General features: G+C 37.1%; 27 protein-coding genes. 10 read left to right on the top strand and 17 right to left on the bottom strand.

All coding sequences use genetic code 11. The features are described from left to right. From ABDH28_03650 to ABDH28_03640, 3 genes are all read left to right on the top strand, one after another. On the top strand, positions 1-1,003 hold a 1,003-nt coding region (locus ABDH28_03650), incomplete at its 5' end, for a hypothetical protein (protein MEN2998113.1). After that, the gene (locus ABDH28_03645) at positions 978-1,268 is read left to right on the top strand and encodes a hypothetical protein (protein ID MEN2998112.1); all 291 of its coding nucleotides are present in this window, start codon (positions 978-980) and stop codon (positions 1,266-1,268) included. The genes ABDH28_03650 and ABDH28_03645, both read left to right, overlap by 26 nt. A gap of 8 nt (positions 1,269-1,276) precedes the next feature. Next, on the top strand, positions 1,277-2,221 hold the full coding sequence (locus ABDH28_03640) for a hypothetical protein (GenBank protein MEN2998111.1): 945 nt from the start codon (positions 1,277-1,279) through the stop codon (positions 2,219-2,221). Between the two features lie 307 nt (positions 2,222-2,528). Here the strand turns inward: ABDH28_03640 and ABDH28_03635 are convergent, their stop codons facing one another. Together ABDH28_03635 and ABDH28_03630 are read right to left on the bottom strand one after the other, a co-directional pair. After that, complete coding sequence (locus ABDH28_03635) at positions 2,529-2,984, bottom strand: 23S rRNA (pseudouridine(1915)-N(3))-methyltransferase RlmH (protein MEN2998110.1); 456 nt, start codon at positions 2,982-2,984, stop codon at positions 2,529-2,531. After that, complete coding sequence (locus tag ABDH28_03630; GenBank protein MEN2998109.1) at positions 2,985-3,419, bottom strand: hypothetical protein; 435 nt, start codon at positions 3,417-3,419, stop codon at positions 2,985-2,987. 585 nt (positions 3,420-4,004) lie between these two features. Here ABDH28_03630 and ABDH28_03625 point away from each other — a divergent pair. Next, the gene (locus ABDH28_03625; protein MEN2998108.1) at positions 4,005-5,438 is read left to right on the top strand and encodes a S41 family peptidase; all 1,434 of its coding nucleotides are present in this window, start codon (positions 4,005-4,007) and stop codon (positions 5,436-5,438) included. Between the two features lie 37 nt (positions 5,439-5,475). Here ABDH28_03625 and panB read toward each other — a convergent pair whose 3' ends face one another. The 3 genes from panB to ABDH28_03610 are packed head-to-tail and all read right to left on the bottom strand — an operon-like array spanning position 5,476 to position 6,850. Continuing rightward, the gene (gene panB / locus ABDH28_03620) at positions 5,476-6,327 is read right to left on the bottom strand and encodes a 3-methyl-2-oxobutanoate hydroxymethyltransferase (protein ID MEN2998107.1); all 852 of its coding nucleotides are present in this window, start codon (positions 6,325-6,327) and stop codon (positions 5,476-5,478) included. A 1-nt stretch (position 6,328) separates the two neighbouring features. Continuing rightward, positions 6,329-6,670: an aspartate 1-decarboxylase gene (gene panD / locus ABDH28_03615; GenBank protein ID MEN2998106.1), complete on the bottom strand. Its 342-nt coding sequence runs from the start codon at positions 6,668-6,670 to the stop codon at positions 6,329-6,331. A gap of 3 nt (positions 6,671-6,673) precedes the next feature. Next, a complete protein-coding gene (locus ABDH28_03610) occupies positions 6,674-6,850 on the bottom strand; it encodes a hypothetical protein (protein ID MEN2998105.1) in 177 nt (58 codons plus the stop codon). Positions 6,851-7,231: 381 nt separating this feature from the next. On the opposite strand from ABDH28_03610, the gene ABDH28_03605 reads away from it, so the two are divergent. Next, the gene (locus ABDH28_03605) at positions 7,232-8,539 is read left to right on the top strand and encodes a sugar phosphate nucleotidyltransferase (GenBank protein ID MEN2998104.1); all 1,308 of its coding nucleotides are present in this window, start codon (positions 7,232-7,234) and stop codon (positions 8,537-8,539) included. Positions 8,540-8,584: 45 nt separating this feature from the next. Beyond that, a complete protein-coding gene (locus tag ABDH28_03600; GenBank protein MEN2998103.1) occupies positions 8,585-9,991 on the top strand; it encodes a hypothetical protein in 1,407 nt (468 codons plus the stop codon). Between the two features lie 12 nt (positions 9,992-10,003). Here ABDH28_03600 and recR read toward each other — a convergent pair whose 3' ends face one another. From recR to ABDH28_03570, 6 genes are all read right to left on the bottom strand, one after another. After that, entirely contained in the window at positions 10,004-10,612 is a 609-nt protein-coding gene (gene recR / locus ABDH28_03595; GenBank protein ID MEN2998102.1) for a recombination mediator RecR, read from the bottom strand. A gap of 12 nt (positions 10,613-10,624) precedes the next feature. Then, positions 10,625-10,888 (bottom strand): hypothetical protein, encoded by a 264-nt coding sequence (locus ABDH28_03590; protein ID MEN2998101.1) that lies wholly within the window; start codon positions 10,886-10,888, stop codon positions 10,625-10,627. Between the two features lies 1 nt (position 10,889). Then, on the bottom strand, positions 10,890-12,032 hold the full coding sequence (locus ABDH28_03585; GenBank protein ID MEN2998100.1) for a GGDEF domain-containing protein: 1,143 nt from the start codon (positions 12,030-12,032) through the stop codon (positions 10,890-10,892). Between the two features lie 352 nt (positions 12,033-12,384). Beyond that, the gene (gene flgC / locus ABDH28_03580) at positions 12,385-12,840 is read right to left on the bottom strand and encodes a flagellar basal body rod protein FlgC (GenBank protein ID MEN2998099.1); all 456 of its coding nucleotides are present in this window, start codon (positions 12,838-12,840) and stop codon (positions 12,385-12,387) included. Between the two features lie 53 nt (positions 12,841-12,893). Continuing rightward, entirely contained in the window at positions 12,894-13,655 is a 762-nt protein-coding gene (locus tag ABDH28_03575; protein MEN2998098.1) for an RsmE family RNA methyltransferase, read from the bottom strand. Further along, complete coding sequence (locus ABDH28_03570) at positions 13,652-13,996, bottom strand: P-II family nitrogen regulator (GenBank protein MEN2998097.1); 345 nt, start codon at positions 13,994-13,996, stop codon at positions 13,652-13,654. Before ABDH28_03570 ends, ABDH28_03575 begins: the two co-directional genes overlap by 4 nt. Positions 13,997-14,140: 144 nt before the next feature. Between ABDH28_03570 and ABDH28_03565 the strand changes: the two genes are divergently transcribed. Then, positions 14,141-14,668 (top strand): TlpA disulfide reductase family protein, encoded by a 528-nt coding sequence (locus ABDH28_03565; GenBank protein MEN2998096.1) that lies wholly within the window; start codon positions 14,141-14,143, stop codon positions 14,666-14,668. A 19-nt stretch (positions 14,669-14,687) separates the two neighbouring features. On the opposite strand, the gene acnA is transcribed toward ABDH28_03565, so the two are convergent. Together acnA and ABDH28_03555 are read right to left on the bottom strand one after the other, a co-directional pair. Further along, the gene (gene acnA / locus ABDH28_03560; GenBank protein ID MEN2998095.1) at positions 14,688-17,282 is read right to left on the bottom strand and encodes an aconitate hydratase AcnA; all 2,595 of its coding nucleotides are present in this window, start codon (positions 17,280-17,282) and stop codon (positions 14,688-14,690) included. Between the two features lie 7 nt (positions 17,283-17,289). After that, entirely contained in the window at positions 17,290-17,493 is a 204-nt protein-coding gene (locus ABDH28_03555; protein ID MEN2998094.1) for a DUF6485 family protein, read from the bottom strand. Between the two features lie 780 nt (positions 17,494-18,273). Here ABDH28_03555 and acpS point away from each other — a divergent pair. Then, on the top strand, positions 18,274-18,639 hold the full coding sequence (gene acpS / locus ABDH28_03550) for a holo-ACP synthase (GenBank protein ID MEN2998093.1): 366 nt from the start codon (positions 18,274-18,276) through the stop codon (positions 18,637-18,639). Positions 18,640-18,658: 19 nt separating this feature from the next. Here the strand turns inward: acpS and glmS are convergent, their stop codons facing one another. Both glmS and ABDH28_03540 read right to left on the bottom strand, forming a co-directional pair. Continuing rightward, positions 18,659-20,503 carry a glutamine--fructose-6-phosphate transaminase (isomerizing) gene (gene glmS, locus ABDH28_03545; protein ID MEN2998092.1) on the bottom strand — a complete coding sequence of 615 codons (1,845 nt, stop codon included), beginning with the start codon at positions 20,501-20,503 and terminating at the stop codon, positions 18,659-18,661. A 75-nt stretch (positions 20,504-20,578) separates the two neighbouring features. Continuing rightward, positions 20,579-21,046, bottom strand: coding sequence for a prepilin peptidase (locus ABDH28_03540; GenBank protein ID MEN2998091.1), 468 nt, complete (start codon positions 21,044-21,046; stop codon positions 20,579-20,581). 167 nt (positions 21,047-21,213) lie between these two features. Here ABDH28_03540 and ABDH28_03535 point away from each other — a divergent pair, with 167 nt between their 5' ends. Both ABDH28_03535 and ABDH28_03530 read left to right on the top strand, forming a co-directional pair. Continuing rightward, the gene (locus ABDH28_03535) at positions 21,214-22,278 is read left to right on the top strand and encodes a 3-isopropylmalate dehydrogenase (protein MEN2998090.1); all 1,065 of its coding nucleotides are present in this window, start codon (positions 21,214-21,216) and stop codon (positions 22,276-22,278) included. Positions 22,279-22,288: 10 nt separating this feature from the next. Beyond that, positions 22,289-22,729, top strand: a complete 441-nt coding sequence (locus ABDH28_03530; protein ID MEN2998089.1) for a hypothetical protein — start codon at positions 22,289-22,291, stop codon at positions 22,727-22,729. Here ABDH28_03530 and ruvB read toward each other — a convergent pair. After that, positions 22,718-23,725, bottom strand: a complete 1,008-nt coding sequence (gene ruvB, locus ABDH28_03525) for a Holliday junction branch migration DNA helicase RuvB (protein ID MEN2998088.1) — start codon at positions 23,723-23,725, stop codon at positions 22,718-22,720. The genes ABDH28_03530 and ruvB overlap by 12 nt on opposite strands. A 397-nt stretch (positions 23,726-24,122) precedes the next feature. Continuing rightward, the coding region (locus ABDH28_03520) for a hypothetical protein (GenBank protein MEN2998087.1) at positions 24,123-24,476 on the bottom strand (354 nt) is incomplete at its 5' end.

Genomic DNA, 24,476 nt, shown 5'->3' with positions numbered 1-24,476 from the left:
TAAGGATGAGGGGGTAGCATTGTCAGATTTAGAAGAGATGGAAAATATGATTTCAATATCTAATGAAGAGCTTGATGATATTCTTAGTGGTGCTACTATTGTTGAGGAGGAAGAAAGACGAGGAGTTGATATAGAAAGTGTGGGAGTAGTGAGTGAAGGTAAGGAAGGTGTTGTTTCTGAGGAAAGGACTTTTGAAGGAAGAGTGGAGGTAAGTGAGATTGAGGAGTATCCTCAGACACTTGAGTTAGAAACTGAAACTCTGGGTATTGGTAAAAGTGTTGAAGTTAGAGAGGAAGTGATCTCATCACCGGATTTGCGGAAAGAATCAGAAGTTGTTGTTATGTCAGCAGAGGAATATAATAGGATGGTTGAGGAGAGTCAAGGGGTTACTATCGTTGAGAAGCCGATAGAGGAGGTTTTCCCTGAAATTGCGAAAGAAGAGGAGGTTAAGGAATCTGTTGCTCCTGAGGAATTAGGAATTACGGGTGAGGTGCAAGAGAGTAAGATTTCTGAAGAATTTGAGCTAGGAGAATTTGAAGAGATGTCTGAGGAAGCTATAATAAGTGAGAAGTTGGGTTTAGAAGAAGAAAGTCTATTGGAGGGGCAGGTAGAAGGTATTGAGATTGGTTCTCCTGAGGAAGAATTAGTGGGTGAAGAGTTATCTATGGGAGAAATTAGTGCTAGAGCTCTAGAGGAATTAGAGGTTAAGGAAGTAAGTAGACCGCAAGAGAAAGTAGAGGTGATAGATGATATAAGTTTAGAGTTGGAAGAAACTCCTCAAAAGGAGTTCTCAATTATGCCAGATGAAGTTGGTCTTGAGGAGATAGAAACTGAGACTAAATCTGGGGGGAAGCTTGATGAAGAGATATTGGGTATTGGTTTTGAAGAACAGGAAGTTGCAAAGGAAGTTACTCCGAGTGAGGAAATAGTCACTGAGGCCAGCTTTGAGGAGATTTCAGCCGATAATATCGTAATAGGTGAGATTTCCGTCAACTGCTATTGAAGAGAAGTCTAAAGAGCTTGAATTTGGGGAAGAGATTGAGAAGTTTTCTGTAGAGACAGAAGGAATTAGCAACGAAGAGAGAGTTGCTAAAGTTGAAGAAGCGATAGAGGAACTTTCAGAAGAGGAAAAGGAGGATATAAAGAAAGTATTGTTATATCTTGATCGCCTGCTAGAAAGCTTGCCGGAAGATAAGATAAAGGAATTTGCCTCTTCCGAGTATTATGACTTATACATGAGAATCTTTGATAAGCTTAACTTGAGATAGGAGTAGATATGGGGTTACTTGATAAAGCAAGGTCTTATAGAGAGAAGCTGATAATCTCCTCGCTTAAAGGGGAAAATGATTTATTTTCCAAAAAACCTGTTACCGTTGAAGATTTGAAAATCCTTAAGGATCTTTACGAGAGAACGACTTCTACGCAAATTGCAACTGCTAAACTCAGCTTGTTGAATTTGTTAGTGAAGGTGGTAGAGGATGTCAGGTATCTTTCTTCTGTTGAGGGGTTAGTGTCATCACTTTATACTCTACTTTCCAGAATAGGGTATGATGTTGAAGGGATTGGGTATATGATGGAGAAATTTGATGTGATCTATGGAGATCTAGAGGAAAACGAGATACCTGTTATGCTTGGTGTGGATTATTATTCTGCTGAGGATGGTAAATTTTTTTTCAAAGTAGGTGGAGAGATGGGAACATTTTTGGTTGCTAAGTGTAAAGGTAAGGTTAATCTTGATGAAGATACTGAGATGATTGTGAAAAAGTGTATTGATATCCTCTCAGTAGCACTGAGACTTATACAGTTTAAGGGACTTGATATCCAGAGGTTTTGGGGGTATAGAAATTCTTTTCTTCTGAGCCAGATATATTCACTAGCTAACGATGACAGATTAGATGAAAATGATAGAGTTACAATGTTAGCTTATTGTATAAAAGAGCTATTTGGTCTTAACTTCGTGATATTCTTTGAAGAAAAAGGTGGAAACCTAAAACCTAAGTTTGCTCTGGATTTCCCTGTTAGTGTGTTAGTATCGCTAAAGCTTACTTCGGATCTTTTGGGAAAAAATATAAATAGTCTTGAGGTTGTAGATTTGGAATTGTCAAAGTTATTTAGCTATGGTAGTCGTAATGTGGCTTTTACTAAACTTAGAGGACGCACTATTTGTGTTGGAGCAAATTATGATCTCTCTTTTGTGATCTCCATGATAAGTGGACTATAGCTAGATATAGCTTTCACACCTTTTTTGCTAAAAAGGGTTGGAATTTAGTTGGTCTCACACTCATAGCTTATATACCTTTGTAACAAGGAGGTGAGTAGAAGTTTTAATAACTTTTCCAAATTTTCTTAAAAACCAAAATTCTCCTTTTTAGTGCTTAGATTTTGACTACACATTACTGTAGCTGACTGTGAAGTAGAAAGCTGAGTGCAAAACTTTCTGACTAAGGTTTTAACTGGACTCTAGGGAAAATTTTTGTTGTTGATATAAAGGGGTAGAAATTCTGCGGTTGATATTTTAGATGTGAGGTTTATTTGTGATACCCTGTGCCGAAGATTATTGAAAAGGCCCTGTAGATCTGTTCAAGAAGCATTATCCTAAAGATGTTGTGTCCAAAAGTCATCTTTGAAAAGGATATAACAGCATCTGCTTTAGATTTTAACTGTTCTGATACCCCTTGGTGTCCACCTATTACAAAGCATATGTTTCTCCCGAGGTCAATGTTTGCTTTGATTAGCTCGGCAAATTCCTCAGAACTCATCAACTTCCCATCCTTGTCAAGGACTATTAGAAATTCGCTTTCTAGAGTCTTCATTATCATCTCTTGCTCTTCTTCAAGGTTTTTAGGAAAAGGTTTTTTTGATTCACTTAGTTCTATTATTTTGACCTTCGCAAATCTAGATATCATCATTTCAAATCTTTTGCTTGTTTCGTAGAGCTCTCTGTAGTGAAGTTTCCCTATACTTGTAATTTTTATCTTGACCATCTAGTTTATCCATTTACCTGCTTTTCTTATTGCATTATAGTTTGAAACAATGATCCTGATAAACTTTTCTGTTATATTTAGGTTCATTCTTTTATCCCAGCATATGCTTTCCCAGGCGGATATTATGTTTCTCTCAAGGTTTTCTTCGTCTGATGTATATATTGACAGAACTCTGAACTCTTTTGATCCTTCGGATTCCAACTCTAAAATGAAGCTTCTGTCAAAATTAAAATCGTTTGTGGTTATGTAATCTTCAACTTTTACGCTTTCTAAGTATTCTAGATTGGAGCCTTCCTCGCTCTTGACTATAACCAAGTTACTGAAGATAAATGAAACTATATCATTCTTTTTCAATACTTGGTTTGTTGCGGATTCTAAGGAGGTGTAGGAAGATCTGACTGCTATTGTTACATTTGTCTTGGTAAAAGATATCATACCATATTTGAAGTTGATTAATTCTTCCGGTATATAGCTAGTTTTTCTTAAACCTTTTGAATCCAGAAGTAGCAATCCTTTTAGTTTAATATTGCCATTGGGCAACTTTATTGCTGGAAGTTCTTCGTTTTTGGGGTGGTTGTGAGAGGGTTTTGTTTCATTTTTTACACACGAAAGTGTTATACAGAGGATTAGAGTTAGAGTGAGAGTCAAAAATTTGTAGAGTGGGAGATTCATTGAAAAACTCCTAATGACTTTTATTGATTATTTTCGTCCTATTTACGCCGTGGTTTAGGATTATGCCTGTATTGGGGGAGTTTTAGCAGTGTAAGAGATATCTGTTATTTTTCATACGAACTGTGAGACTATTAGTTTAGGTCAATGCGAGTTTGAAGGTGGTTTAGACCTTAGCAAGTTTCTAGCCAATTCTGACTGCTAGTTGTGGTTTTCTAAATTCTCTTGGTGGTGTTGAAGAGATACGAAGGAGGGATAGTTTATCTGACGATTTTGGAATACTTTGTTTTTACTTGTAATCTTGCATGGTATTATTTATATTATTTGTTGTAGATGTTGAGAGAGGTTGTTATGTTTGTAAAGAAATACTCTTGGGTCATAGTCACTGTGATTTTAGTTTTATCTTTGCTGATTGTTTTGTTTTTCTCGTATTCAAAGATTTTTGGTGATAAAAATATATTTAAGATTTTCTCTAGAGACGATGATTACTACTACTATCTTGAGATTTTTAACTCGGTTTACAATCTGATCAAGAGTGCCTATGTTGATGCTGATAAAGTTGACACAAAGACGCTTTTTCATGGTGCTATAAAGGGTATGTTGGAGAGTTTGAAGGATCCTCATACTGCTTTTCTTAGTGAAGATGACTTTAAGGAGCTTACTGTTGAGACAAGTGGTAAGTTTGGAGGTTTAGGGATTCATATAAGTTCTAAAGACGGGTATATCTATGTTATATCTCCAATTGAGGATACTCCTGCTTTTAGGGAGGGGATAAGGCCGGGAGATTACATTATTGCGATAAATGGTGAGACAACGAAAGGTATGAGTGTTGAGAAAGCGGTTAAGTTGTTGCGTGGCACTCCGGGAACGAAGGTTACGATTACGATAAAGAGGGGGGATGAGACTTTTGATAAGACGATAGTGAGAGAGATAATAAATATACCCACTGTTAAGTGGGGATGGTTGTCCAAGGAGGAAGGTATAGCATTTGTTAGGATACTTCAATTTTCGGGAACTACTTTAGACTCTTTTGTTAGCGCTATAAATAAGCTAAAAGAGGAGAAGGTTGGACTCAGGGGTGTGGTTTTTGACCTTAGGTATAATCCTGGTGGACTTCTTGATGAGGTGCTGAAGATGTTGGATCTACTCATTCCTGAAGGGTTATTGCTGGAGACTCGGGGTAGGATTGAGGGAAGTAGTTCCAAAAGCTATGCTTCGGGTAGAAAGAGTATATTGCCTATGGATTTACCAATAGTAGTGTTGATAAATGAAGGATCTGCCTCAGCTTCAGAGATATTTGCAGGTGTATTGCAGGATACTGGTAGAGCTGTGGTAGTCGGGACAAAAAGTTTTGGTAAAGGGTCTGTTCAGACCGTTAGACAGCTTCCGGATGGTTCAGGAATAAGACTTACGATATCAAGGTATTACTTACCATCTGGCAAGACTCCCGATGAAGGAGGTATTGTGCCAGATGTGCAGGTTACCTCTCTTAAGCTTACAAAGGAAGTTGAGGATCTTGTTTTGAGAGTTGAGAGAGAAGGTTACATAAAGGATTATATGAGGGGTAAGACTGAGCTTACGGATGAAGATGTAAATAAGATTTCAAAAATTCTTGAGTCAGTTGGAATAAAGTTGGAAAGGAGAGTAATAAGAGCCTTAGCTAAAAAGGAATTACCGGGATTGCCATTATTTGATCCTGACGATGAGTACGTGCAGAAGGCCCTAGAGGTTATAAGGAGCTACGATAGATATAGAAAGCCTTTAGTGTTATACAAGGACAAGTAGTTTTACTTAGGTGCTATCCGCATCTAATGTAATGCGGTTAGTGTTCTATATTTTTGGTTTTGTTGATAATCTTTTCAAGATCAATTTTCTTTGATAGAAAGAATACATTATTTTCTTGGGGAAAGGTTGAGTTTTTGACTTCTTCAGAGAATTTATTTACAGCTTCAAGTATTTCTTTTGAGAGATCTTTAAACCTTTTTGCGTGTTTGGGAGAAAGATCTAGAAATAACCCAAGCATGTCGTGAATCACAAGTACCTGCCCGTCACAATATCTTCCAGCTCCTATTCCTATTGTTGGTATTTTTAGGTTCTCTGTTAGTGTTTTTGCAACTTCCTCTGGCACTAGTTCCAATACTATTGCTAGGCATCCTTCTTTCTCAAGTAAGAAAGCATCTTCGTAAAGTTTTTCTATTTCTTTTTCAGTTTTTGCTTGTAGTTTGAAACCACCTGTTACATTTATGCTTTGAGGAGTCAATCCAAGGTGACCCATTACGGGAATATCAGAATCTACGATTGCTTTTATCTTGTCAATTACTCTTTTACCACCTTCAACCTTAACCATATTTGCACCTGCTTTTACTAAAAGTCCTGCGTTGATGACCGCATCTCTTGTTGAAGTTTGATAAGAAAGAAATGGCATATCGGAGATTAGGAGTTTCGTTCCATTTATTCCTCTTGCTACCGCTTCTGTGTGAAGAAGCATCTGTTTCATACTAACCTGTAATGTTGAAGAGTATCCGTATACTACCATTCCCAGAGAATCTCCAACTAAAACCGTGTCTATGTCTGACATGGATAGAATTTTTGCAGTTGTGAAATCATAGCAAGTGATCATTGAAACTTTTTTGCCTTCTTCCTTAAGCTTTAGAAGCATTTGAGGTGAGACCATATTACTTGACCTTTGGATTGTTGTTATCATCAAGTATGAGTATCCTGGGGGTTATCTTTTCGCTTGTTAAACAGAAGCTTGCTATTATTATTTTGTCTCCCTTGTGTGCAAGCCTGGCAGCAGCTCCATTTATAGTTATCCTTCTACTACCTCTTGGTTCTTTAATGACATAAGTCTCAAATCTCTCACCGTTGTTTATATTCCATACATGTACTTTCTCAAACTCCCGGAGCTCTGCAATTTCAATAATTTCTTCATCTATACCTATGCTTCCCTCGTAGTCTATAAATGTGTCGGTGACTGTGGCATTGTGTATTTTAGATTTTAAAACTTCAACTAACATAGTTTATCCTAGATCTGTAGAAAGACTCCAGAATATTGTCACTACTCCCAGAAGTAGTAATGAGGAAGCAATTAACGCTGGTATTCCGTGATAGCTGGGGCCAACAAAAGCTGTTGCGATTAGTCCTCCAAGGAGTATTCCTATACCTGCAAAGAGCATTCTCCAGTTATTCCTCTTCATACACCCTTTCACCCTCTGTTCAGTAAAATTATATAGCAAGATCTGTTTATTTGTCCATTACAGCTAAAAGCTCTGAGTAAAGTCTGAAGTTCCTTAACTTTTTGTTTCCTTACTCTCCTTATTTCTAGATAGTGTTTGTCACAAACTTCTATTTCTCTCGCAGTCCCTATCGGGACTGGGTGGATACCATTTCAACAATAACCTAGGGAACTTAAGTGTAAGGTAATATTTCACAGTCAGTGGATACTGCCTAAAGAGTGGTAAGAAAGCAAACAAAGGATCAGAGATAGGATTTTATTCATTTATGTAGAAATTAAGTTTGTTGTAGGTGAAGGAGGATATCTTGAATTTGTTTTCAACTATACTTCATACTCTCGTATTATGAAGGTTTTGATTCTCTGCGGTGGTAAAGGTAAAACCTTATGGCCAATCTCTAGAGACAATGTTCCTAAACAATTCAGTAAGACGATATTCAGTCAGTCATTGTTTCAGAAGACTCTAGAACTCTGGCGGGAGGTTGTGCCTTCGGAAGATATTTTTGCAATTGCTCCTGAAGAATTTAGATTTTTTGTGAAATCCCAGTCAATTGAGGTTTTTAGAACATCACCGGTGAATTACATACCCGAAAAGGATTCAAAGGGAACACTCAAAGCTGTTGCAATGGGTATACTCTTTTTAACTCAAAGAGAGGTTAGTGATAGTGAAACGGTGATAGTTTGTAATTCGGATCAGGTCTGGAGAGTAACTCTTGAGGAGTTTCATAAAACTGTATACCATCTTATAGATAATCTTCCTCCAGGCAAGGTATTATGTGTGGCTTCTTCAAGGTCTAAACATCTTAAAGACAAAATTGAGACTGAAGGTGTTAAAGGTTCTGCTTTCAGGAAGTTTGTCAAGTTCTCAAGAGCTTCTAACCTCTCCAATGTTGGTGTCTATATCTCATACCTTGGGACGTTTAGAAGAATAATACAAGAGACTCTTGTTAGATCTATTGAAAGTATTATTGAGGAAGAAAGCTTTAATAATGTTGCATTTGAAGAAGTTATAGCCAAGTCTTCGGAGAATGTGTTGGTTTACAATTGGGATATTGAAGTAGTGGATATTGACAATATTTCTGATGTGTCAATTTTGATAGACAAGGATCAAAATGGAAATTTCTTCAGTGGGGATGTTGTGATAGCTAACGCTAGAGATGTAACTGCAATCTCAACAAAGAGATTTGTTGCGATTGAAGGGGTAAGTTCCTTGAATGTTATAGAAACTCCTGATGTTGTTTACGTTTGTAGCAAAAACTCCGATAGAAGTTTACTTGAACTTATCAGGGACAGAAATGAAGTAAAATACAGTACTACGGAGTATAGACCTTGGGGTAGTTATACTGTGATAGAGAGAGGTGCTAACTACCAAATAAAGAGGATAGTAGTTAATCCTGGAGAGAGCTTAAGTTTACAACTCCATTACCACAGAAGCGAGCACTGGGTTGTGGTTAAGGGAACTGCTAAGGTTACGGTAGAGGATAAGGTTATATTCTTGAGAGAGAATGAAAGCACGTTCATACCAAAGACAGCAAAACACAGGCTTGAAAATCCTGGTAAGGTGCCTCTAGAAATTATTGAGATACAGATAGGTGAGTATATAAGTGAGGATGACATTGTTAGGTTTTTGGACATATATGGTCGGTCAGAATAGTGGAAAAATGTTTATCTAGGGTTGTATAATACTTTAGAGGTAAAAATGGTAAAAGGAGTTACTCCTAAAGTAGTGCTTTTGATTATATCTTATGTTGTTTCTTCAGCTATTGTTTATATGGCACTTACAGATAGCGGTGTTTTTGAGAAGAGGCTTGAGTCCAGGTTGAGGATTGCTTCTAAGGAAGTGCTTAAAAGCTTTAATAAGACACTAGCAAAGTGTAAGTCAATAACTGAAGCGGTTTCAAAGGACCCTAATATAAAGCTCATATTTCTCCAGGCTGAGATAGGAGGCAATAAGAGAGAGTATATAGGTTATCTTTCCAGGTTGAGAAGTAGTATAGCCCATGTTTACAAGGTTGTCTTACTCACTGCTGATGGTAACTTTCTTGTATCGTCAGAGTATTTTGAGACAGAGTTTAAGGAGTTTCCGGTTGTGAGAAGGTATTTTGACAAAAGAGATTTTGTATTTTTCGGAAGTTTTGATGTGCTTTACTCAATTTTTAAGATTTATGACCAGAGGGGAGTGGAAAAGGGATATGTAGCGGTAGGGTGGTATAAAGATTTGTTCAAACAGCCAAATTTGGATACAAAAAGTTTGAAGTTTGTTCAAGATCTAGTATTAGTAAATTTTCCGGATAAAGTTATAGGAAAAGTAACAGGAAGTACTGAGTTTGCAAAAAAGGCTATTGTATCTGAAGAAGTTAAGGAATATGGGTTAACTTTGCTCTTTTTCAAGCCTAACGTAGGGTTAGATCCTTTGAAGGTGATTGTAATTATTCTCTCACTTGCCTTTACTCTCCTTATCACAATATGGTTTATAGTGAGTATACTTAGCGACAAGAAAGTAGAGGTTATGGAGGAGATAAGAGAGGAAGTTCTGTCAGGGATGGAGTCAGGCTTGATGGAAAGTTATGTGGACCTTTACCCTCAGGATCAATACACCAAGGAAACTTCTGTTATTCCTTTAGAGAAAAAAGAACATATTGAAGAGAGGTATAGATACGAGGAGATAGAGACGGACATTGTTCCATTTGTGGGGGGATTAGCAGAGAGGAATGTGGCAACAGTAAACGAAGTTTTTGAATATCTTCTCCAAAAGTTAGGTGTTAAAAAGGTTATGTTTATGAGGAGGGCTGAGGATGGCTTTGTGCAGATCTCATCTGTTGGATTTGAGACAAATCAATTTGTTGTTTACTTTACCGATAAGGTGTGGGATAAGTTTCTCTCAAAGGGAAAGGCTGTTTCTATTAAAGGGGATATAAAAGAGTTATATGAACTAGGTGGTAGGATAGTTGACGATCTTTTTGAAATAATCTTGTTTCCAGTTTTGGATGTGTCCGAGCAAGTGAGATATCTGTTTGTGGCCGGAAGGAGATGGACAGAGAACGAACCAGGATTAGAGGTTAAGAAGGAAGTGTTCTCAAAGATAAAGTATCTCTCTATAGAGTAATAACTCTTTTTATCACTCTATTCTACTTCTTCCTTTTATCGCTTTTGACAGAGTAAGAAGATCTGAATACTCAATGTTACCACCTAAGGGCACTCCCTTGGCTATTGAGGTTGTTGTAACGTTGATATTAGCCTTTCTTATTAACGTTACTATAAAAGAGGTTGTAGTTTCTCCTTCAGCGTCAGGATCAAGCGCAAAAAACACCTCTTTGATATTCTTTTCCTTTATCCTACGGAGTAGTTTATCTATAGATATGTCGTCAGGACCTATTCCCTCAAGTGGTGCAATAACACCCCCTAAAACATGGTAGATGCCATTAAATTCGTTGGTTTTTTCTATCGCTAGGACATCACTAGATTTTTCAACAACGCAGATAATTGTCTTGTCCCTATTTGGTGAAGAGCAGATCTTGCAAGGGTCAGAATCGGAAATTATACCACATTCCGAACAGATCCTTATTTCTTCCTTTATCTTACTTAGTGATTCTATAAGTCTTGTAATAAAGTCGTTTTTTGCGGTTACAATGTGAAATGCTACTCTCTCTGCAGTTTTTGGACCTATTCCCGATATTTCACTAAGAATCTCAATGAAGTTTTCCAAGCTTTTTGGTAATATCTCCATACCTTACTTAGTTCATTTCCATAAATCTATGTCTATGCCTATGAAGTTCTTTGAGTAGAAATAGATTATGGCTCTCTTAAGTTCCTTAGGATCTACATTTCCATAAATCTGTTTTACTTTTTCCGCAGTGTAGGTTATGAATGGGTGCAAAGTTTTGAGTTTCTCAAGCTCTCCAGTTTTGGATTTATGAAGCATATCGTTATATAGAGCTCTTGCTTTGGTGTCATTCTTTATAAGGTTTTCTATTGATGTTGATATTTCTCTATATTTTTGCATACTATATCTCTCTTTCTTCTATTAAGGGTAAACCTTCTGTATAAATTGTGACTTTATTTCTACCTGTTTTTTTGGAGTTGTAGAGGGCTGTATCAGCTTTTATAAATACTTTTCTGAAAAGTTCTACAGGTGTTGAGGAGTTGTCAATGTCTGTAGTGGGTATTTCGGCTACTCCGATACTTGGAGTTAGAGTTAGGAAAAGTTTTTCGTTTACATAAAATCTCTCGTTGTTTACTCTATCTCTTAGCCTTGAGCATAGTAAGTAAGCGTTGTTGATATCGGTAGATGGAAAGCCAATTACAAATTCATCGCCACCGTATCTAGCTATTATGTCAGAAGATCTTTTTATCTCTTGCCTGAGAATGTTTGCAAAAAATTTCAAAGTTTCATCACCTACACTATGACCGTATGTGTCATTTATCTGCTTGAAGTGGTCTAGGTCTATTATTGCTAGAGAAAACTTAGTCCCAAACTTTTTGACTTTAACCATTTCCTCATATACAACGTTCTTAAAGTAGTGAATGTTGTAAAGCCCTGTGAGATTGTCATGAATAGCTCTGTTAAACAATTCAGCATTGGTGAATATAGCTGAGGCAATGTTAGAGATGATTGATAAACTTTGGATGTGTTCTTCAGAAAAGTCGTGATAACATCTTTTCCTTTCTTTCTTAAGAAGTTCAACAATATATGTGACTTTATCGTTTACAACAATTGGAGTGAGAATAATAAAAGAAGGTTTGACGTTGACTATTTCCCCAAGAATTGAGTCTTTTATGTTTTCATCCATAAAGAGTGTCGGAACTTCTCTTTTTATAACAGTCTCAATCATTGTGTATTCTGGATTGTTAGGCTGTATTTTACTTATCATAGGTGAGAAATCTTTATCCATTACCCTATTTCCTCTGTATTGGAAAATTTCTGAAAATCTATACTCTCTATCAGTCACATCTATAAGTCCACCCGCATCAGCATTGGTAGCTTCAATCATGAATCTTACCATCATTGCCCTGAGAATGCCAACGTCTCTTAAATCCAAAAGTTTAAGAAATTCAGAAAACTCATTTATTATCTTAGTTGATCTATCCAAACTCTTGAAGAGAGTCTTGAATCTGTATTTTCTTACTTTTCCTTTGTCTATGTCCATCTCTTTAAGTATATTTTGAACCACTGATGCTCCTCTTTCAACAAACTTCACTAAATTCCAATTTCCATTGGGTGAGAAGATGAGATTCAACTTTTTGTCTACTTACATTCTTTGGTTCTGGATAGTATCCATCAATTACAAAACTCCACTTCATACCAAGCTTCTTAAGTGTTTATCAAGAAAGGTATTTACCCAGTCCCGTCAGGGACTGCGAGAGTAGTAAAAAACTATTCAAGGTGGGTATTTTCTCAACAAAGGCTGGAAATTGGGCATAAGGTGAGGTTGTAGGAATTGGACTTTATTAACTTTCGGAAAGTGGTGTTTTATTGCAAGAGTTTAGCTTGGAGAGTTTTCATTTGCCTATTTGAAGGGATTTCTCAAACATCTGTCTAGTTGAGTTTATCACCGTGACGTTTGCTTCGTAAGATCTGGAGGCAGATATAAGGTCTACCATTTCTTGGACTATGTTTACATTTGGATACATAACGTATCCTTTGTATTTACCATATTTTATAGCATCTGGATGTGATGGATCATAGACCATTCTTGGAGGAGAATTGTCCTTTTCTACTCTCACTACCTTCACTCCTGCTCCTTGTCCGGGTTGTAAAGCTTCAGGAAGGAGATGACTCTTAAACTTCAAGCTATCATCTCTTGGCATAAGTATTACTCTTTGTCTCTGATAAGGGCCTCCTTCAGTAGTTCTTGTTGTTTCAACATTTGCAATATTGTTTGCAATAACATCAAGTCTAAATCTTTGTGCGGTTAAACCGCTTCCAGCTATGTTTAAAGAAGTAAACATTCCCATATATTCCCTCAACTTAATACTATGTTTCGGAAAATTAGATCTAAGGTGAAGTTTTAAAATTTCAAAAGTCTTAAGGAAAAGCTTACTCCTACACAAACTGTGTCAGACCTTAAAAGAATACTCTTACCTAGGTTCACAGGAGTAAAACCGAGAGAAGCAATAGTGTTCTCTTCCTCTTCAGTAAATCCCCCTTCGCTACCAACGCACACAACTATCCTATCATATCCCCTCAGACTTGGTAAGATGTCAAGGAAATTTATAGAGATGTTGTTGATTTCTCTGTTTGTGAAAAGCAGAAATTTGGTGTTATCTTCAAAGCTTTTAACAAATTCTTCAAATTTGCTAAAACCTTTTGTTATACTAAATGGCTTAAGAACAGTAGTAGGGAAAGGGTTTCCTACAGCTTTGGCACCTTCGTAAACGATCCTTTTTAGTCTCTCTAGGTATTTTTCATTAAAGTCAAAATTCTGAGAATGTTTTGAGATGATAGGTTGGATAAAGTCCACTCCTAGTTCTGATAATCTGTTCAGTTCATCTTCAAATGCTCCTTTCTGTATCAGTGCTTGGACTACAAAAACTTCTGGCTTACTTCTTAAGATGTGGTTACTTTCTAGTATTCTAAGTATTATTTTCTCTTTTCCAAACTCTACGACTTTACATCTAAACTGCAACTGCCTTTCTAACTCAAAAAACAGCATCTCCTCACCTATTTTTATCCTTTGAACCTTCCTTAGATGCCTAAAATCACTAGCTTCCTCAATAACAACTTTGTCCCCGACTATTCTGTTTTTTGCAGATGAGAAAACAATTTTCATATAGCTTCCCTTCCTCTCTCGCCAGTTCTTATTCTCACTACCTCCTCAAGAGGAATAACAAATATCTTACCATCGCCTATCCTACCATCCTCAGTTTTTGCTACTCTAAGAATGGTATTTATGGTAGGTTCTAGAAATTCATCATTTACTGCTATTTCAAGCTTTATTTTCCTAACAAACCTTATTCCTTTATCCACTCCCAAAACCTCGTCAAGATACCCTCTCTGCCTGCCATAACCTTGAACTTCAGTAACAGTCATTCTAGATACATCAATCTCTCTTAAAGCCTCCTTAACTTCATCTAGTTTTTCCGGCCTTATTATGGCTATCACATACTTCATATCACGATTATAAATAAGGCTCACCAGCTCTTTCCAAAAGGTTTAAGCAAACTTAAGAAAATTGAAAACTGATTACTTTTTCGCTTGACAAAAACAGGGTAACTTAGTATATTGTATATACCTATTACAGTAGAGGGTATAAATATGAAGTACATGGTGAAATTTGGGAAATTAGTGATGTTGGTTTTGTTAGTGGTGTGTCTTCAATATTATGGTTATGGTAGTAAGGCGAAGGATGTTGGGTGGAAGTATCCTCCTTTTATATTTAAGGCACGATCAATAGATGGTGGTGTTGTAGATCTTTCTAAATATGTTGGCAAGAGGCTTTTGGTGGTTAATTTCTGGGCTAGTTGGTGTCCTCCTTGCAAGTATGAGATACCTGACCTTATAAATCTTCAAGAGGAATTTAGTAATGATATTTTGCTAGTTGGGGTTTCTGTTGACCGTAACTTAGAAGATGTGAAGATAATTTCGCAAAAGTATAAGTTTAATTATCCCATTGTGCATGACTCGGATGGTGGAATAACTCAGCTGTATGGTGGTATATACTCTATACCTGTTACTTTTATAATAGGTTATGATGGAAAGATAGTGGAGAGGATAGTAGGGGCTAGGAGTTTTGATGTTTTTAAGTCTTACATTTTGCGTTATCTGAGGAGTAGTAAGAAGTGATTGATTACTGGATTTGGGGTTAGTGGAATAGGGTGTTTAGCACTTTTTGCATTATACCTCCACTTTTTGCGATGTTAAGCTCGTTTTGGGTATCTATCCTACACTTAGCTTTAAAACTGCTTTTAGCACCATTCTCGTTAATTACTTCAACTTCAACGATTCCGCCAGGTTTGATGTCCTTAAGGCCTATTATGTTAATAACTTCCTTCCCTGAAAACTCTAGGTTTTTGTTTTTGTCTAGAGGCTCAAGAGGTATTATGCCCATTCCTATGAGGTTACTTCTATGGATTCTTTCAAAGCTTTTTGCTATTACTGCCTTTACTCCGAGTAGGTAGGGGCCTTTTGCTGCCCAGTCTCTGGAGCTTCCGGTTCCATATTCCTTACCTCCTATAATGACCAATGGGATACCGTTTTGCTTGTAATGCATTGATGCGTCAAAGATCGTGGTTTCAGTCCAATTGCCATCTTTGTAAACGAGAGTGTAACCTCCTTCTTTATTGCCAAGCATTAGGTTTTTTATTCTTGGGTTTGCGAAAGTGCCTCTCATCATAACCTCGTGGTTGCCTCTTCTAGAACCGTAGGAGTTGAAATCTTCTTTGTTGACACCTTTTTCTAAAAGGTATTGGCCGGCAGGAGAGTTTTCGTCTATAGAACCTGCTGGTGAAATGTGGTCTGTAGTTATTGAGTCTCCAAATACTCCTAGGATTCTGGCTCCGATTATGTCTTCTAAGTGATTTCTACTGGGGTTATAATCATCAAAGTATGGAGGCTTTCTTATGTATGTTGAGTTTTCATCCCAGCAAAATAGGCTACTTTCTCCAACGTCCATACTTTCCCATTCCTTTGTGCCTACGAATATGTCTTTGTAGACATTAATGAAAGTTTCTCTTGTAACAATTTTTGAAAGGTATTCAACTATTTCGTTATGAGTTGGAAGTATATCCTTTAGGAAGACTGGTGAATTGTTTGTGTCAAACCCTAGGGGTTCTTTTTCCAGGTTCAGCATTATGTTTCCAGCTATTGCATAGGCTACTACTAATATGGGTGATGCTAAGTAGTTAGCTTTTACTAAGGGATGAATTCTTCCTTCAAAGTTTCTATTTCCGCTTGTGATTGATACTACTGTGAGGTTGTTTTTTCTTATTTCCTCTTCAACCCAGTTTATAAGAGGTCCACTGTTTCCTATACATGTTGCACATCCATATCCAACTATGTTGAACCCAAGTTTATCAAGATATTCCTGTAGTCCGAGTTCCTTTAGGTACTTCTCAACTACTCTAGAACCTGGCGAAAAAGAAGTTTTTACATGACTTTTCACAGAAAGGCCTTTCTCAAAAGCTTTTTTTGCAACTATTCCTGCACCGACTAAAACATAGGGATTTGATGTATTAGTACAGCTTGTTATTGATGCAATTACAATGTCACCATCCCTTAGTTTATTACTTTCGGATATTCCACCCTTGGTTTGTTCAAGGTGTTCCTTAAATTCCTTTGCCACTGATGATATAAAAACCTTGTCCTGAGGCCTTCTTGGACCTGCAAGAACTGGTTCTATTTCTTCAAGATTTATTTCAACAACCTGCGAGAATTCAACACTTTCGTAGGAGTTACTATGGTGCCATAGTCCTTGGCTTTTTGTGTATTCCTCAATCAGCTCAAGTAGCTCTTTGTCTCTGCCAGTTCTGTAAAGGTAGTCAAGAGTGTTTTCATCAACTGCGAAGAAACCCATAGTTGCTCCGTATTCCGGAGCCATATTTGCAATAGTTGCTCTTGTCTCCACATCCATCGTTCTCGCACCTTCTCCAAAAAACTCAACAAACTTGTCTACAACTCCTACTTTCCTAAGGAGGTTAGTTATGGTTAGCACTATATCAGTTGCATTAACACCATCTTTTATCTTTCCCTTCATGTGTACCCCGACAACCTCTGGTAGTTTCATAAAGTATGGTTGCCCAAGTATAACAGATTCTGCTTCAATTCCTCCTACTCCCCACCCTAGGACTCCAAGTCCATTTATCATAGTGGTGTGTGAATCTGTTCCGACCAATGTATCATATTTTGCAATTCCGTTTTCAACTAAAACAACCTTTGCAAGATATTCTAGGTTTATTTGGTGTATTATGCCTTTGCCCGGAGGCACTACATAGAGGTTTGAGAAGTTTTTCTTAGCCCATTTTAAAAGATGGTATCTTTCAGTATTCCTTTTAAACTCTAGTTCAAGATTTTTCTCAAATGCATTGCTTTCACCAAAAAAGTCAACTTGCAATGAATGATCTACGACAAGGTGTGTTGGAACTTTAGGGTTTATAAGTTTTGGGTCCTTACCTAGCTCTTTTGCTTTGTCTCTCATTACCGCAAGGTCTACTATTATGGGAATACCGGTGAAGTCTTGCATTAAGACTCTACAAGGCTTAAAACCAATTTCTTCGGTAGTGGTTTTAGATCCTTTCCAGTTTATAAGAGCATCTAAAAATCTGTTTTCTATCCCCTCCTCTCCAAGGTTTCTTACAACGTTTTCTATTAGTATCCTTATGGAGAAGGGTTTAGTATTTAGCTCTTTTTCTGATAGGTAATCAAAAACTCTAATGAACTTTATACCTTTTATCTCTTGCATGTTTCTTCTATATTCTCCCTTGTGTGGCTAATTTTATGAAATGTTCAAAACTCCTGTCCCATGTTGCTTCAGCGTCTTTTGGGAAAAAGCAGGCAGGAAGTTGTCTTTTGCTTCTGTGGTATGCTATGCATTCGCAACATATTCCTTTTCTAGGACAGGGAGAGTAGGAACAATTACACCTATTTAGGTTTATCTCTTTTTTGCATTCCATACCTATCCTCCATAGCTTAAACTAATACGTATTAATTTTAGTCACCTTATCACTAAGAAAGCAACTTCTTAGGCTATAGGTGTGAGCTTTTCTTTCCTTGACCTCGTCTAGGTGAGAAGCATCTTCCATAAGCACTTGGAGAGTGCTTTTGGAGAGTGCTTTTGTGTAGTAGAGTTTTCCTACAAAGACTAGTGGAAACCAAAAAGTGATAGGTAAGTAGAAACTCCAAGGTATACTTTTCAACTATGAATCAGCCTTACTAAGTTCTTCCTGAAATCTAAGCTTTCCAATTAGCTGTAGTTTCTTTTATCTAGGCTTTTTGTCAGTAAATTTCAAAATTTATAGCTAGGATGTGTCTTTCTTTCTACTATTCTCGCAGTCCTTTCAGGACTGGGTGAAAACTTTCTCAATTGAGCACCTAAGAAGCTTGATATGAAATTAAGTTTTCTAACTGATAAATGCTCTCAAGAAGCAAGGAGAGTAAGTAAGAGAAAAGTTTAAAGTCTTGTCTCCTTACCTAATGGAGATTGGGATTTATTGGCTTCTTGTCTAAACAAACGCTTATTCAATAAGCTTTCAGTGAGCTTAGTGGAAAAGTAGGTTCTATGGCTAGAGGGGAATAACTGAGAGAGAGGGGTGTAGAATCTGAATTTATCTGCTTACCAGAGAAAGAATGAACCATACTATCATTTTGGAATTTGTGTGATTGAGAATCGTTTGACTTCCTCAAAGCAAAGCAGGTTGTAAAAGCGCAGAGTAGTTCTTTACCATAGATACAGTATGATAAAGGTTGGAGTTGATGTAACTGACATAGAGAGAGTGAAGAAGTTTTTTGAAAGGAAGGGTGAGAAGTTTCTTGATAGGGTTTTGACACCGAGAGAGAAGGAGTATGTTATGAGGCACAAGAAGTTTTTGTTGCATTTAGCCGGTAGGTTTGCTGGTAAGGAAGCTTTTTTCAAGGCTTTGGGTACTGGAATTGTTGACTTTAAGGAAGTTGAAATACTTAACGCCCCCTCTGGAAAGCCTTACATAAATCTCTACGGGAAGACAAAACAAATTTTTGACTCAATGAATATAAAGGGTATTGATATCTCAATATCTCATACTGACCTTGTTGCTGTTTCGGTGGTTGTTTTTGAGATTTAATGATTTGTTGTTTACTTGTTTATTCAACTGTGACACTTTTTGCTAGATTTCTGGGTTTGTCAACATCAAGTCCCTTAATGGTAGCAATGTGGTAGGCTAGTAGCTGTAGTGGTATAACGTTTATTATTGGCGAGAGGGGTTCTATAACTTCTGGAACTGGTATAACGTAATCAGAGATTTTTGAAACTTTTTCATCGTTGTCATTTATGATTGCAATGACCTTTCCATTTCTTGCTTTTACTTCTTGAATGTTGCTTAAGATTTTGTCATACAAGGCTCCTTTGGTGGCTATAAAGACCACTGGCATGTTTTCGTCAATTAATGCGATAGGACCGTGTTTCATTTCTGCTGCTGGGTAGCCTTCGGCATGTATATAAGATACCTCTTTTAGTTTAAGGGCTCCTTCAAGAGCAATAGGATAGTTGTAATGCCTACCGAGGTATAGGAAATTCCTACTTTTGTAGAATTCTTTGGAGATATTGTTTGTGATCTTGTTTGTAGTGTTTAGTGTGTATTCAACCAACTCTGGTAGTTTCTTGAGGTTTGATACCACTTCTTTTCCTTCAAAAAGTCCTAATCTTTTTCTTCTGCCAACCTTTATACTTAGCATTATTAATGCTACTATCATATTGGTAAATGCTTTTGTTGAAGCGACTCCTATTTCGGGTCCGGAGTGTATATATATCCCCATACCAGCTTCTCTAGCTATAGTGCTACCAACAACGTTGATTATCCCCATCGTAATAGCTCCCTTTCTTTTGGCTTCTCTTAATGCCTCTAGGGTATCCATCGTCTCTCCTGATTGGCTAATAGCAACCACTACGTCTCTTGGCCCTACCATTGGATTTCTATACCTAAATTCTGAGGCATGATCAACTTCTGATAACACTCCTCCAAGGTTTTCCATAAGGTATTTTCCTATCATTCCAGCATGATACGCAGTCCCACATCCTATGAAAACAAACTTTCTTATCTTGTGGATATAGTTTTCTAGCTTAGCAATACCTCCAAGTTTGACACTTCCCTCATCCTCTAAAATCCTACCTCTTATGCAATTTTCAATTGCGGTTGGTTGTTCAAATATTTCCTTAAGCATATAATGAGGATATCCACCTTTGTTAAGTTGTTCGATTTCCCAGTCAACAACGAATACATCTTTTTTTATATCCTTGCCAGTGAAATTTTTAGTTATGATCTCATCTTTCTTAACGATTGCAATCTCTCCGTCATCAAGGTAAATTACGTTTTTGGTGTATCTAACTATAGCATTTATGTCTGAGGCAATTATGCTTTCATTGTCTCCTATGCCAATAACTATGGGACTCCCTTTTCTTACAGCTACAAGTTTGTCAGACTCTTCTAATCCCATTATAACTAATCCGAAAGTTCCATTAAGCTCTGTTACTGCAAGCATTATAGCATCCTCAAAACTGTTCCCTTCCTTCATATGTTCTTCTATAAGGTTTACGATAACTTCAGTGTCTGTTTGACTGTAGAATGAATACCCTTTCTTAGAGAGCATTTCTTTTAGAAGTGAGTAGTTCTCTATTATGCCATTGTGGACCAAAGTGATTTTTCTGTTGTTGCTTATATGAGGATGTGCATTGTGGACAGTGACACCTCCATGGGTAGCCCATCTAGTGTGACCAATACAAGCTTCCTTTATGCCAGAGAGATTTATGGTTTTGATCTTATCTTCAAGATTTGCTATTCTCCCTACTTCCTTGAGAATCTCAAACTCTCCATTTCTAATAAAAGCTATTCCTGCGGAATCGTAGCCTCTGTATTCAAGTTGTTTTAGCCCCTCTATTACAACTTCTACGGGGTTTGATCTTATGCCGATATATCCTACAATTCCACACATATTCCTACCTCTAGAGTTTGTTACTAAATTATTAACTTCGGAATCTGTAGATCTCCATTTAGTTAACTTCAGAATTCAGAATGCTTTTTTTTGTAGTAACGTATAGGTAAGTATTAGAGATATTGCGTATCCTAGGAGTAGAAATGGCACAAAGGGTACTCCTTTTTTTGAGGATGCGATAGCCCAAAAGATACCAGTCATTGATGCTACTATTAATGAAATGTTGAATGCGAGAAACTCATTTGCTAGCGAAAAGCCTAGCAGAGTTTTTATATCTCCCCCGCCGAACGTCTCAAGCATTTCAACTCTTTTTATTCTAGAGTATAGCCATATTGCTAAAATGAGCAAAGCTAGCTCAATGAGATTGATATACCTAGAAAAATTGCCTAGAACTGTTAAGATTGAACCTAGTAGAATATATGGTAAGGTAAGATAGTTTGGAGCTTTATGAGTTTTTATGTCAAATGCCGAGATAAGAGTGAGAAATAGTAAGTTTAGTCCTATCTCAAAGTAACCTAGGAGGTAGTTAAGATAATTTTGCACGGAGTAATTTTGAATATGTTTCTAGTTACATTACCAAACTCTGGTTTGAATGTATGTATATCTGTTATTGCCTTGTTATTTTTCTCAATGCTACTTTTGCTTTATATGTTCAAGTTGAAAAAAGTTTTTCAAAATCAGTTATACTTTTTTTCGGCTAGGAGAGGACTATGGTGAGGCAGTATGATATTGCGGTAATTCCTGGGGATGGAACAGGTCCTGAGGTGATAAATGAGGGATTAAAGGTCCTGAAAGCTGTTGAGAGTAAGTTTGGGATAAAGTTTAAATTTACGCATTATCCTTATGGAGCTGAGCATTACCTAAAAACCGGGGAGATTTTGCCTGACAGTGCGATAGCTGAGTTTAGGGAATTTGATGCGATATATCTTGGGGCTATTGGTGATCCGAGGGTAAAGCCTGGAATTTTGGAGAGAGGACTTTTGCTAAAGTTGAGGTTTGATCTTGATCTTTACGTTAACTTAAGACCTGCAACTCTTTATGAGGGGGTTTGGACACCACTAAAGGATAAAGGTCCTGAGCATATAAATTTCACGGTGATAAGAGAAAATACCGAGGGACTATATGCAGGAGCGGGAGGGTTTCTATACAAAGGAACAAGGAATGAAGTAGCAATTCAGGAGATGATATGCACTAGACATGGCACTGAGAGAATAATAAGATTTGCCTTTGAGTATGCTAGAAGGTATGGAAGGGAAAGAAAGCTGACTATGGTAGGGAAAACTAATGTTCTTACTTATTCACATGATCTCTGGGCAAGAGTTTTTGAAGAGGTATCTAAGGAATATCCTGATGTTAAGACAGATTACGCTCATGTTGATGCTGTTTGTATGTGGATGGTTAAGAATCCTGAGTGGTTTGATATAATAGTTACTGATAATATGTTTGGTGACATAATAACGGATCTTGCTGCGATGATTCAAGGAGGATTGGGAGTTGCAGCTGGAGCTAATATTAACCCAAATGGGGTATCTATGTTTGAACCAATGGGGGGTTCTGCACCAAAGTATACTGGTAAGAACGTTATAAATCCGATTGCTGCAATAGAGGCGGGAAGGCTAATGTTGAAATTTCTGGGAGAGGAGGAGGCAAGTAGAGCAATACAAGAAGCAGTTAAAAAAACAGTAAAAATGATGAAAAGTATGAATGCAGGTCAGATGGGATATTCAACCACAGAGGTTGGGGATTTAGTAGTAAAACATCTTTTGGAGAGTTGAAAGTAAACTTATGCAAGATATTTACTCAGTAGTTTTAGCCATAGTATTGGTTGTGTTGTCTGTTTGGTTAGTGTTCAAGGTTATTGGGTGGTTAGCTGTGTTTCTAAGAGCAAGGGTTGTAAAAAACAAAAGGATTCCTCTTCCGCAGAAGTGTCAAAAGCTACTTGGTGAGAAAGGAGTGATAGTTTTATATTTCTCCTCTCCCCTTGCTGAAAGAGGAAGAAATAGAATGGGTGGAGTTATGAAGTTGGTAGATGAAGAGTATGGTAATGTTATAAAATTCAATCTCACAAGCGATAGAAAAGAAGCTGAAAAGTTTAATGTGATAACTGCGCCAACAATAGTGGTTATAGATGGAGAAGGGATAGTAAGGGAATACAAAAGTGGATTTATTTCGTATCCACGAGTGAAAGCAATTATTGAAAGATACTTGAAACGATCAAAACAGTGAATCATCGGATTTTTTGAAGTTTAGGTGTTTGTAGGCAAATTCAGTAGCAACTCTGCCCCTGGGGGTTCTCTTTATAAATCCCTTCTGAATGAGGAAGGGTTCATATACATCTTCAATTGTTTCTTCTTCTTCACCAATACTTGCAGATAGGGTTTTTAGCCCTATAGGGCCTCCTTGATATTTCTCTATGATTGTAGTCAAGATCTTCCTATCAACTTCGTCTAGTCCTTCTTCATCTATTTCAAGCTCTTCTAGAACTCTTTTTATGAAGCTAACATCTATTCTGTTTATGCCTTCAACTACTGCAAAGTCTCTGACTCTTCTGACAATTCTGTTTAAGATTCTAGGAGTGCCTCTTGATCTTCTAGCTATTTCTCTTATCCCTTCATCTGAGATTTCTAAACCTAGAAGCTTGCAAGTTCTTCTGCATATCTTGCTCATATCGTCATCTAAGTAATAGTCAAGTCTTAGGAGGATTCCGAACCTTGAGATAAGTGGAGATGTAAGGAGTCCTACTCTTGTTGTTGCTCCAATCAAAGTAAATTTCGGTAGGGGAATCTTTATACTTTTAGCCCCGGGGCCTTCTCCTATCATAACAGAAACAGTAAAGTCTTCCATCGCAGAGTATAGTATTTCCTCAAGAGAGGGTTTGAGCCTATGTATCTCATCTATGAATAAAACATCACCTCTCTGGAGATTGGTAAGTATTGCAACAAGATCTCCGCTTTTCTGAAAAGCATTGGAAACCGTGTGAACAAAGTTAACATCTAACTCCTTTGCAATTATTTTTGCAAGTGTCGTTTTCCCTAGTCCTGGTGGGCCAGAAAGTAAAACATGATCTAAGGGTTCATTCCTCTTCTTTGAAGATTCAATAAATACTCTTAGGTTGTTTTTTATCTTTTCCTGCCCAATAAACTCATCTAGAGTTCTTGGGCGAATATCTTCTTCATAAGTCTCCTCTTCTCTAAATTTCTTAGGAGAAAGGATATCTTCCATGAAAGTAATTATAGATATTCCCTACTTTCTCTATCTAACTTTGACGAGTGCTCACAATGAATTCCAAGATTTAACAATTAGGTATGGTTTTTTTGTTTTTCTCACCGTCTTTATCGGAAAGCTAGGTGAATACTCTTCTTGATAAGCACTTAAGAGACTTGATGTGGGGTGAAGTTTTGTGACTGACGAAAACCAAAGGGTAAGTAAGAGAAGTTTTTAGAATCTTGCCCATTTACCTAATGGAGATTTGGAATTTATTGGACGGTTCAAAAATTTTGTGATTGGTAGTCAAAATTGAGTGGAGAGGAGAGTATGTTTCTCTTTTAGAATGGTTTGATGATTGTTCGTTTAGCACTTTGGGTAGTGTCTATTTGGTGAAAGCGTTGGGGTAATTGTGCTATTTTTGTGTTAAACTAGTTTGATTGATTCTGTTTTCTAACTCTTTTACTTCAGTTGTTATATCTTCTATTTCCAAATTTTCCCCATTGAACATCATTGTAGATACTTTGTTTTGATCATAAAATTTTATGTTCTTTTTGCGAAATCTGTTGTACATTATCCTGTTGATGATGCCTTGAAAATCAATGTAATGATTGACATAAGTTTTTTGGATCAAGTCTGGGATCTTTGTATGCATATGCAGACCTTTTTTGTAGAATTCTACGAATTCTTTGGTTGTTCTAAAGGATTCTTTTAGTGCTTTTAGAGGATTTACAAAATGAAGTAGGTTTAGTGTAAGGGTAGTTAGAGC

The organism is Brevinematia bacterium (assembly GCA_039630355.1).
Classification (GTDB): Bacteria; Spirochaetota; Brevinematia; order DTOW01; family DTOW01; genus SKYB106.
Note: the sequence above shows the minus strand (reverse complement) of the source record. Positions and strands in the feature narration are given on the sequence as shown.

What these genes read in the sequence shown, in the direction of transcription:
- ABDH28_03600 (MEN2998103.1), top strand. Translation starts at nt 8,585, where the DNA reads ATGGTAAAAGGAGTTACTCCTAAAGTAGTGCTTTTGATTATATCTTAT.
- flgC (MEN2998099.1), bottom strand. Translation starts at nt 12,840, where the DNA reads ATGGGAATGTTTACTTCTTTAAACATAGCTGGAAGCGGTTTAACCGCA.
- ABDH28_03585 (MEN2998100.1), bottom strand. Translation starts at nt 12,032, where the DNA reads ATGGACATAGACAAAGGAAAAGTAAGAAAATACAGATTCAAGACTCTC.
- glmS (MEN2998092.1), bottom strand. Translation starts at nt 20,503, where the DNA reads ATGTGTGGAATTGTAGGATATATCGGCATAAGATCAAACCCCGTAGAA.
- panB (MEN2998107.1), bottom strand. Translation starts at nt 6,327, where the DNA reads ATGGTCTCACCTCAAATGCTTCTAAAGCTTAAGGAAGAAGGCAAAAAA.
- acnA (MEN2998095.1), bottom strand. Translation starts at nt 17,282, where the DNA reads ATGCAAGAGATAAAAGGTATAAAGTTCATTAGAGTTTTTGATTACCTA.
- ABDH28_03570 (MEN2998097.1), bottom strand. Translation starts at nt 13,996, where the DNA reads ATGAAGTATGTGATAGCCATAATAAGGCCGGAAAAACTAGATGAAGTT.
- ABDH28_03535 (MEN2998090.1), top strand. Translation starts at nt 21,214, where the DNA reads ATGGTGAGGCAGTATGATATTGCGGTAATTCCTGGGGATGGAACAGGT.
- ABDH28_03555 (MEN2998094.1), bottom strand. Translation starts at nt 17,493, where the DNA reads ATGGAATGCAAAAAAGAGATAAACCTAAATAGGTGTAATTGTTCCTAC.
- ABDH28_03635 (MEN2998110.1), bottom strand. Translation starts at nt 2,984, where the DNA reads ATGGTCAAGATAAAAATTACAAGTATAGGGAAACTTCACTACAGAGAG.
- ruvB (MEN2998088.1), bottom strand. Translation starts at nt 23,725, where the DNA reads ATGGAAGATATCCTTTCTCCTAAGAAATTTAGAGAAGAGGAGACTTAT.
- ABDH28_03630 (MEN2998109.1), bottom strand. Translation starts at nt 3,419, where the DNA reads ATGATATCTTTTACCAAGACAAATGTAACAATAGCAGTCAGATCTTCC.
- ABDH28_03610 (MEN2998105.1), bottom strand. Translation starts at nt 6,850, where the DNA reads ATGAAGAGGAATAACTGGAGAATGCTCTTTGCAGGTATAGGAATACTC.
- ABDH28_03625 (MEN2998108.1), top strand. Translation starts at nt 4,005, where the DNA reads ATGTTTGTAAAGAAATACTCTTGGGTCATAGTCACTGTGATTTTAGTT.
- recR (MEN2998102.1), bottom strand. Translation starts at nt 10,612, where the DNA reads ATGGAGATATTACCAAAAAGCTTGGAAAACTTCATTGAGATTCTTAGT.
- acpS (MEN2998093.1), top strand. Translation starts at nt 18,274, where the DNA reads ATGATAAAGGTTGGAGTTGATGTAACTGACATAGAGAGAGTGAAGAAG.
- ABDH28_03590 (MEN2998101.1), bottom strand. Translation starts at nt 10,888, where the DNA reads ATGCAAAAATATAGAGAAATATCAACATCAATAGAAAACCTTATAAAG.
- ABDH28_03565 (MEN2998096.1), top strand. Translation starts at nt 14,141, where the DNA reads ATGAAGTACATGGTGAAATTTGGGAAATTAGTGATGTTGGTTTTGTTA.
- panD (MEN2998106.1), bottom strand. Translation starts at nt 6,670, where the DNA reads ATGTTAGTTGAAGTTTTAAAATCTAAAATACACAATGCCACAGTCACC.
- ABDH28_03640 (MEN2998111.1), top strand. Translation starts at nt 1,277, where the DNA reads ATGGGGTTACTTGATAAAGCAAGGTCTTATAGAGAGAAGCTGATAATC.
- ABDH28_03530 (MEN2998089.1), top strand. Translation starts at nt 22,289, where the DNA reads ATGCAAGATATTTACTCAGTAGTTTTAGCCATAGTATTGGTTGTGTTG.
- ABDH28_03575 (MEN2998098.1), bottom strand. Translation starts at nt 13,655, where the DNA reads ATGAAAATTGTTTTCTCATCTGCAAAAAACAGAATAGTCGGGGACAAA.
- ABDH28_03605 (MEN2998104.1), top strand. Translation starts at nt 7,232, where the DNA reads ATGAAGGTTTTGATTCTCTGCGGTGGTAAAGGTAAAACCTTATGGCCA.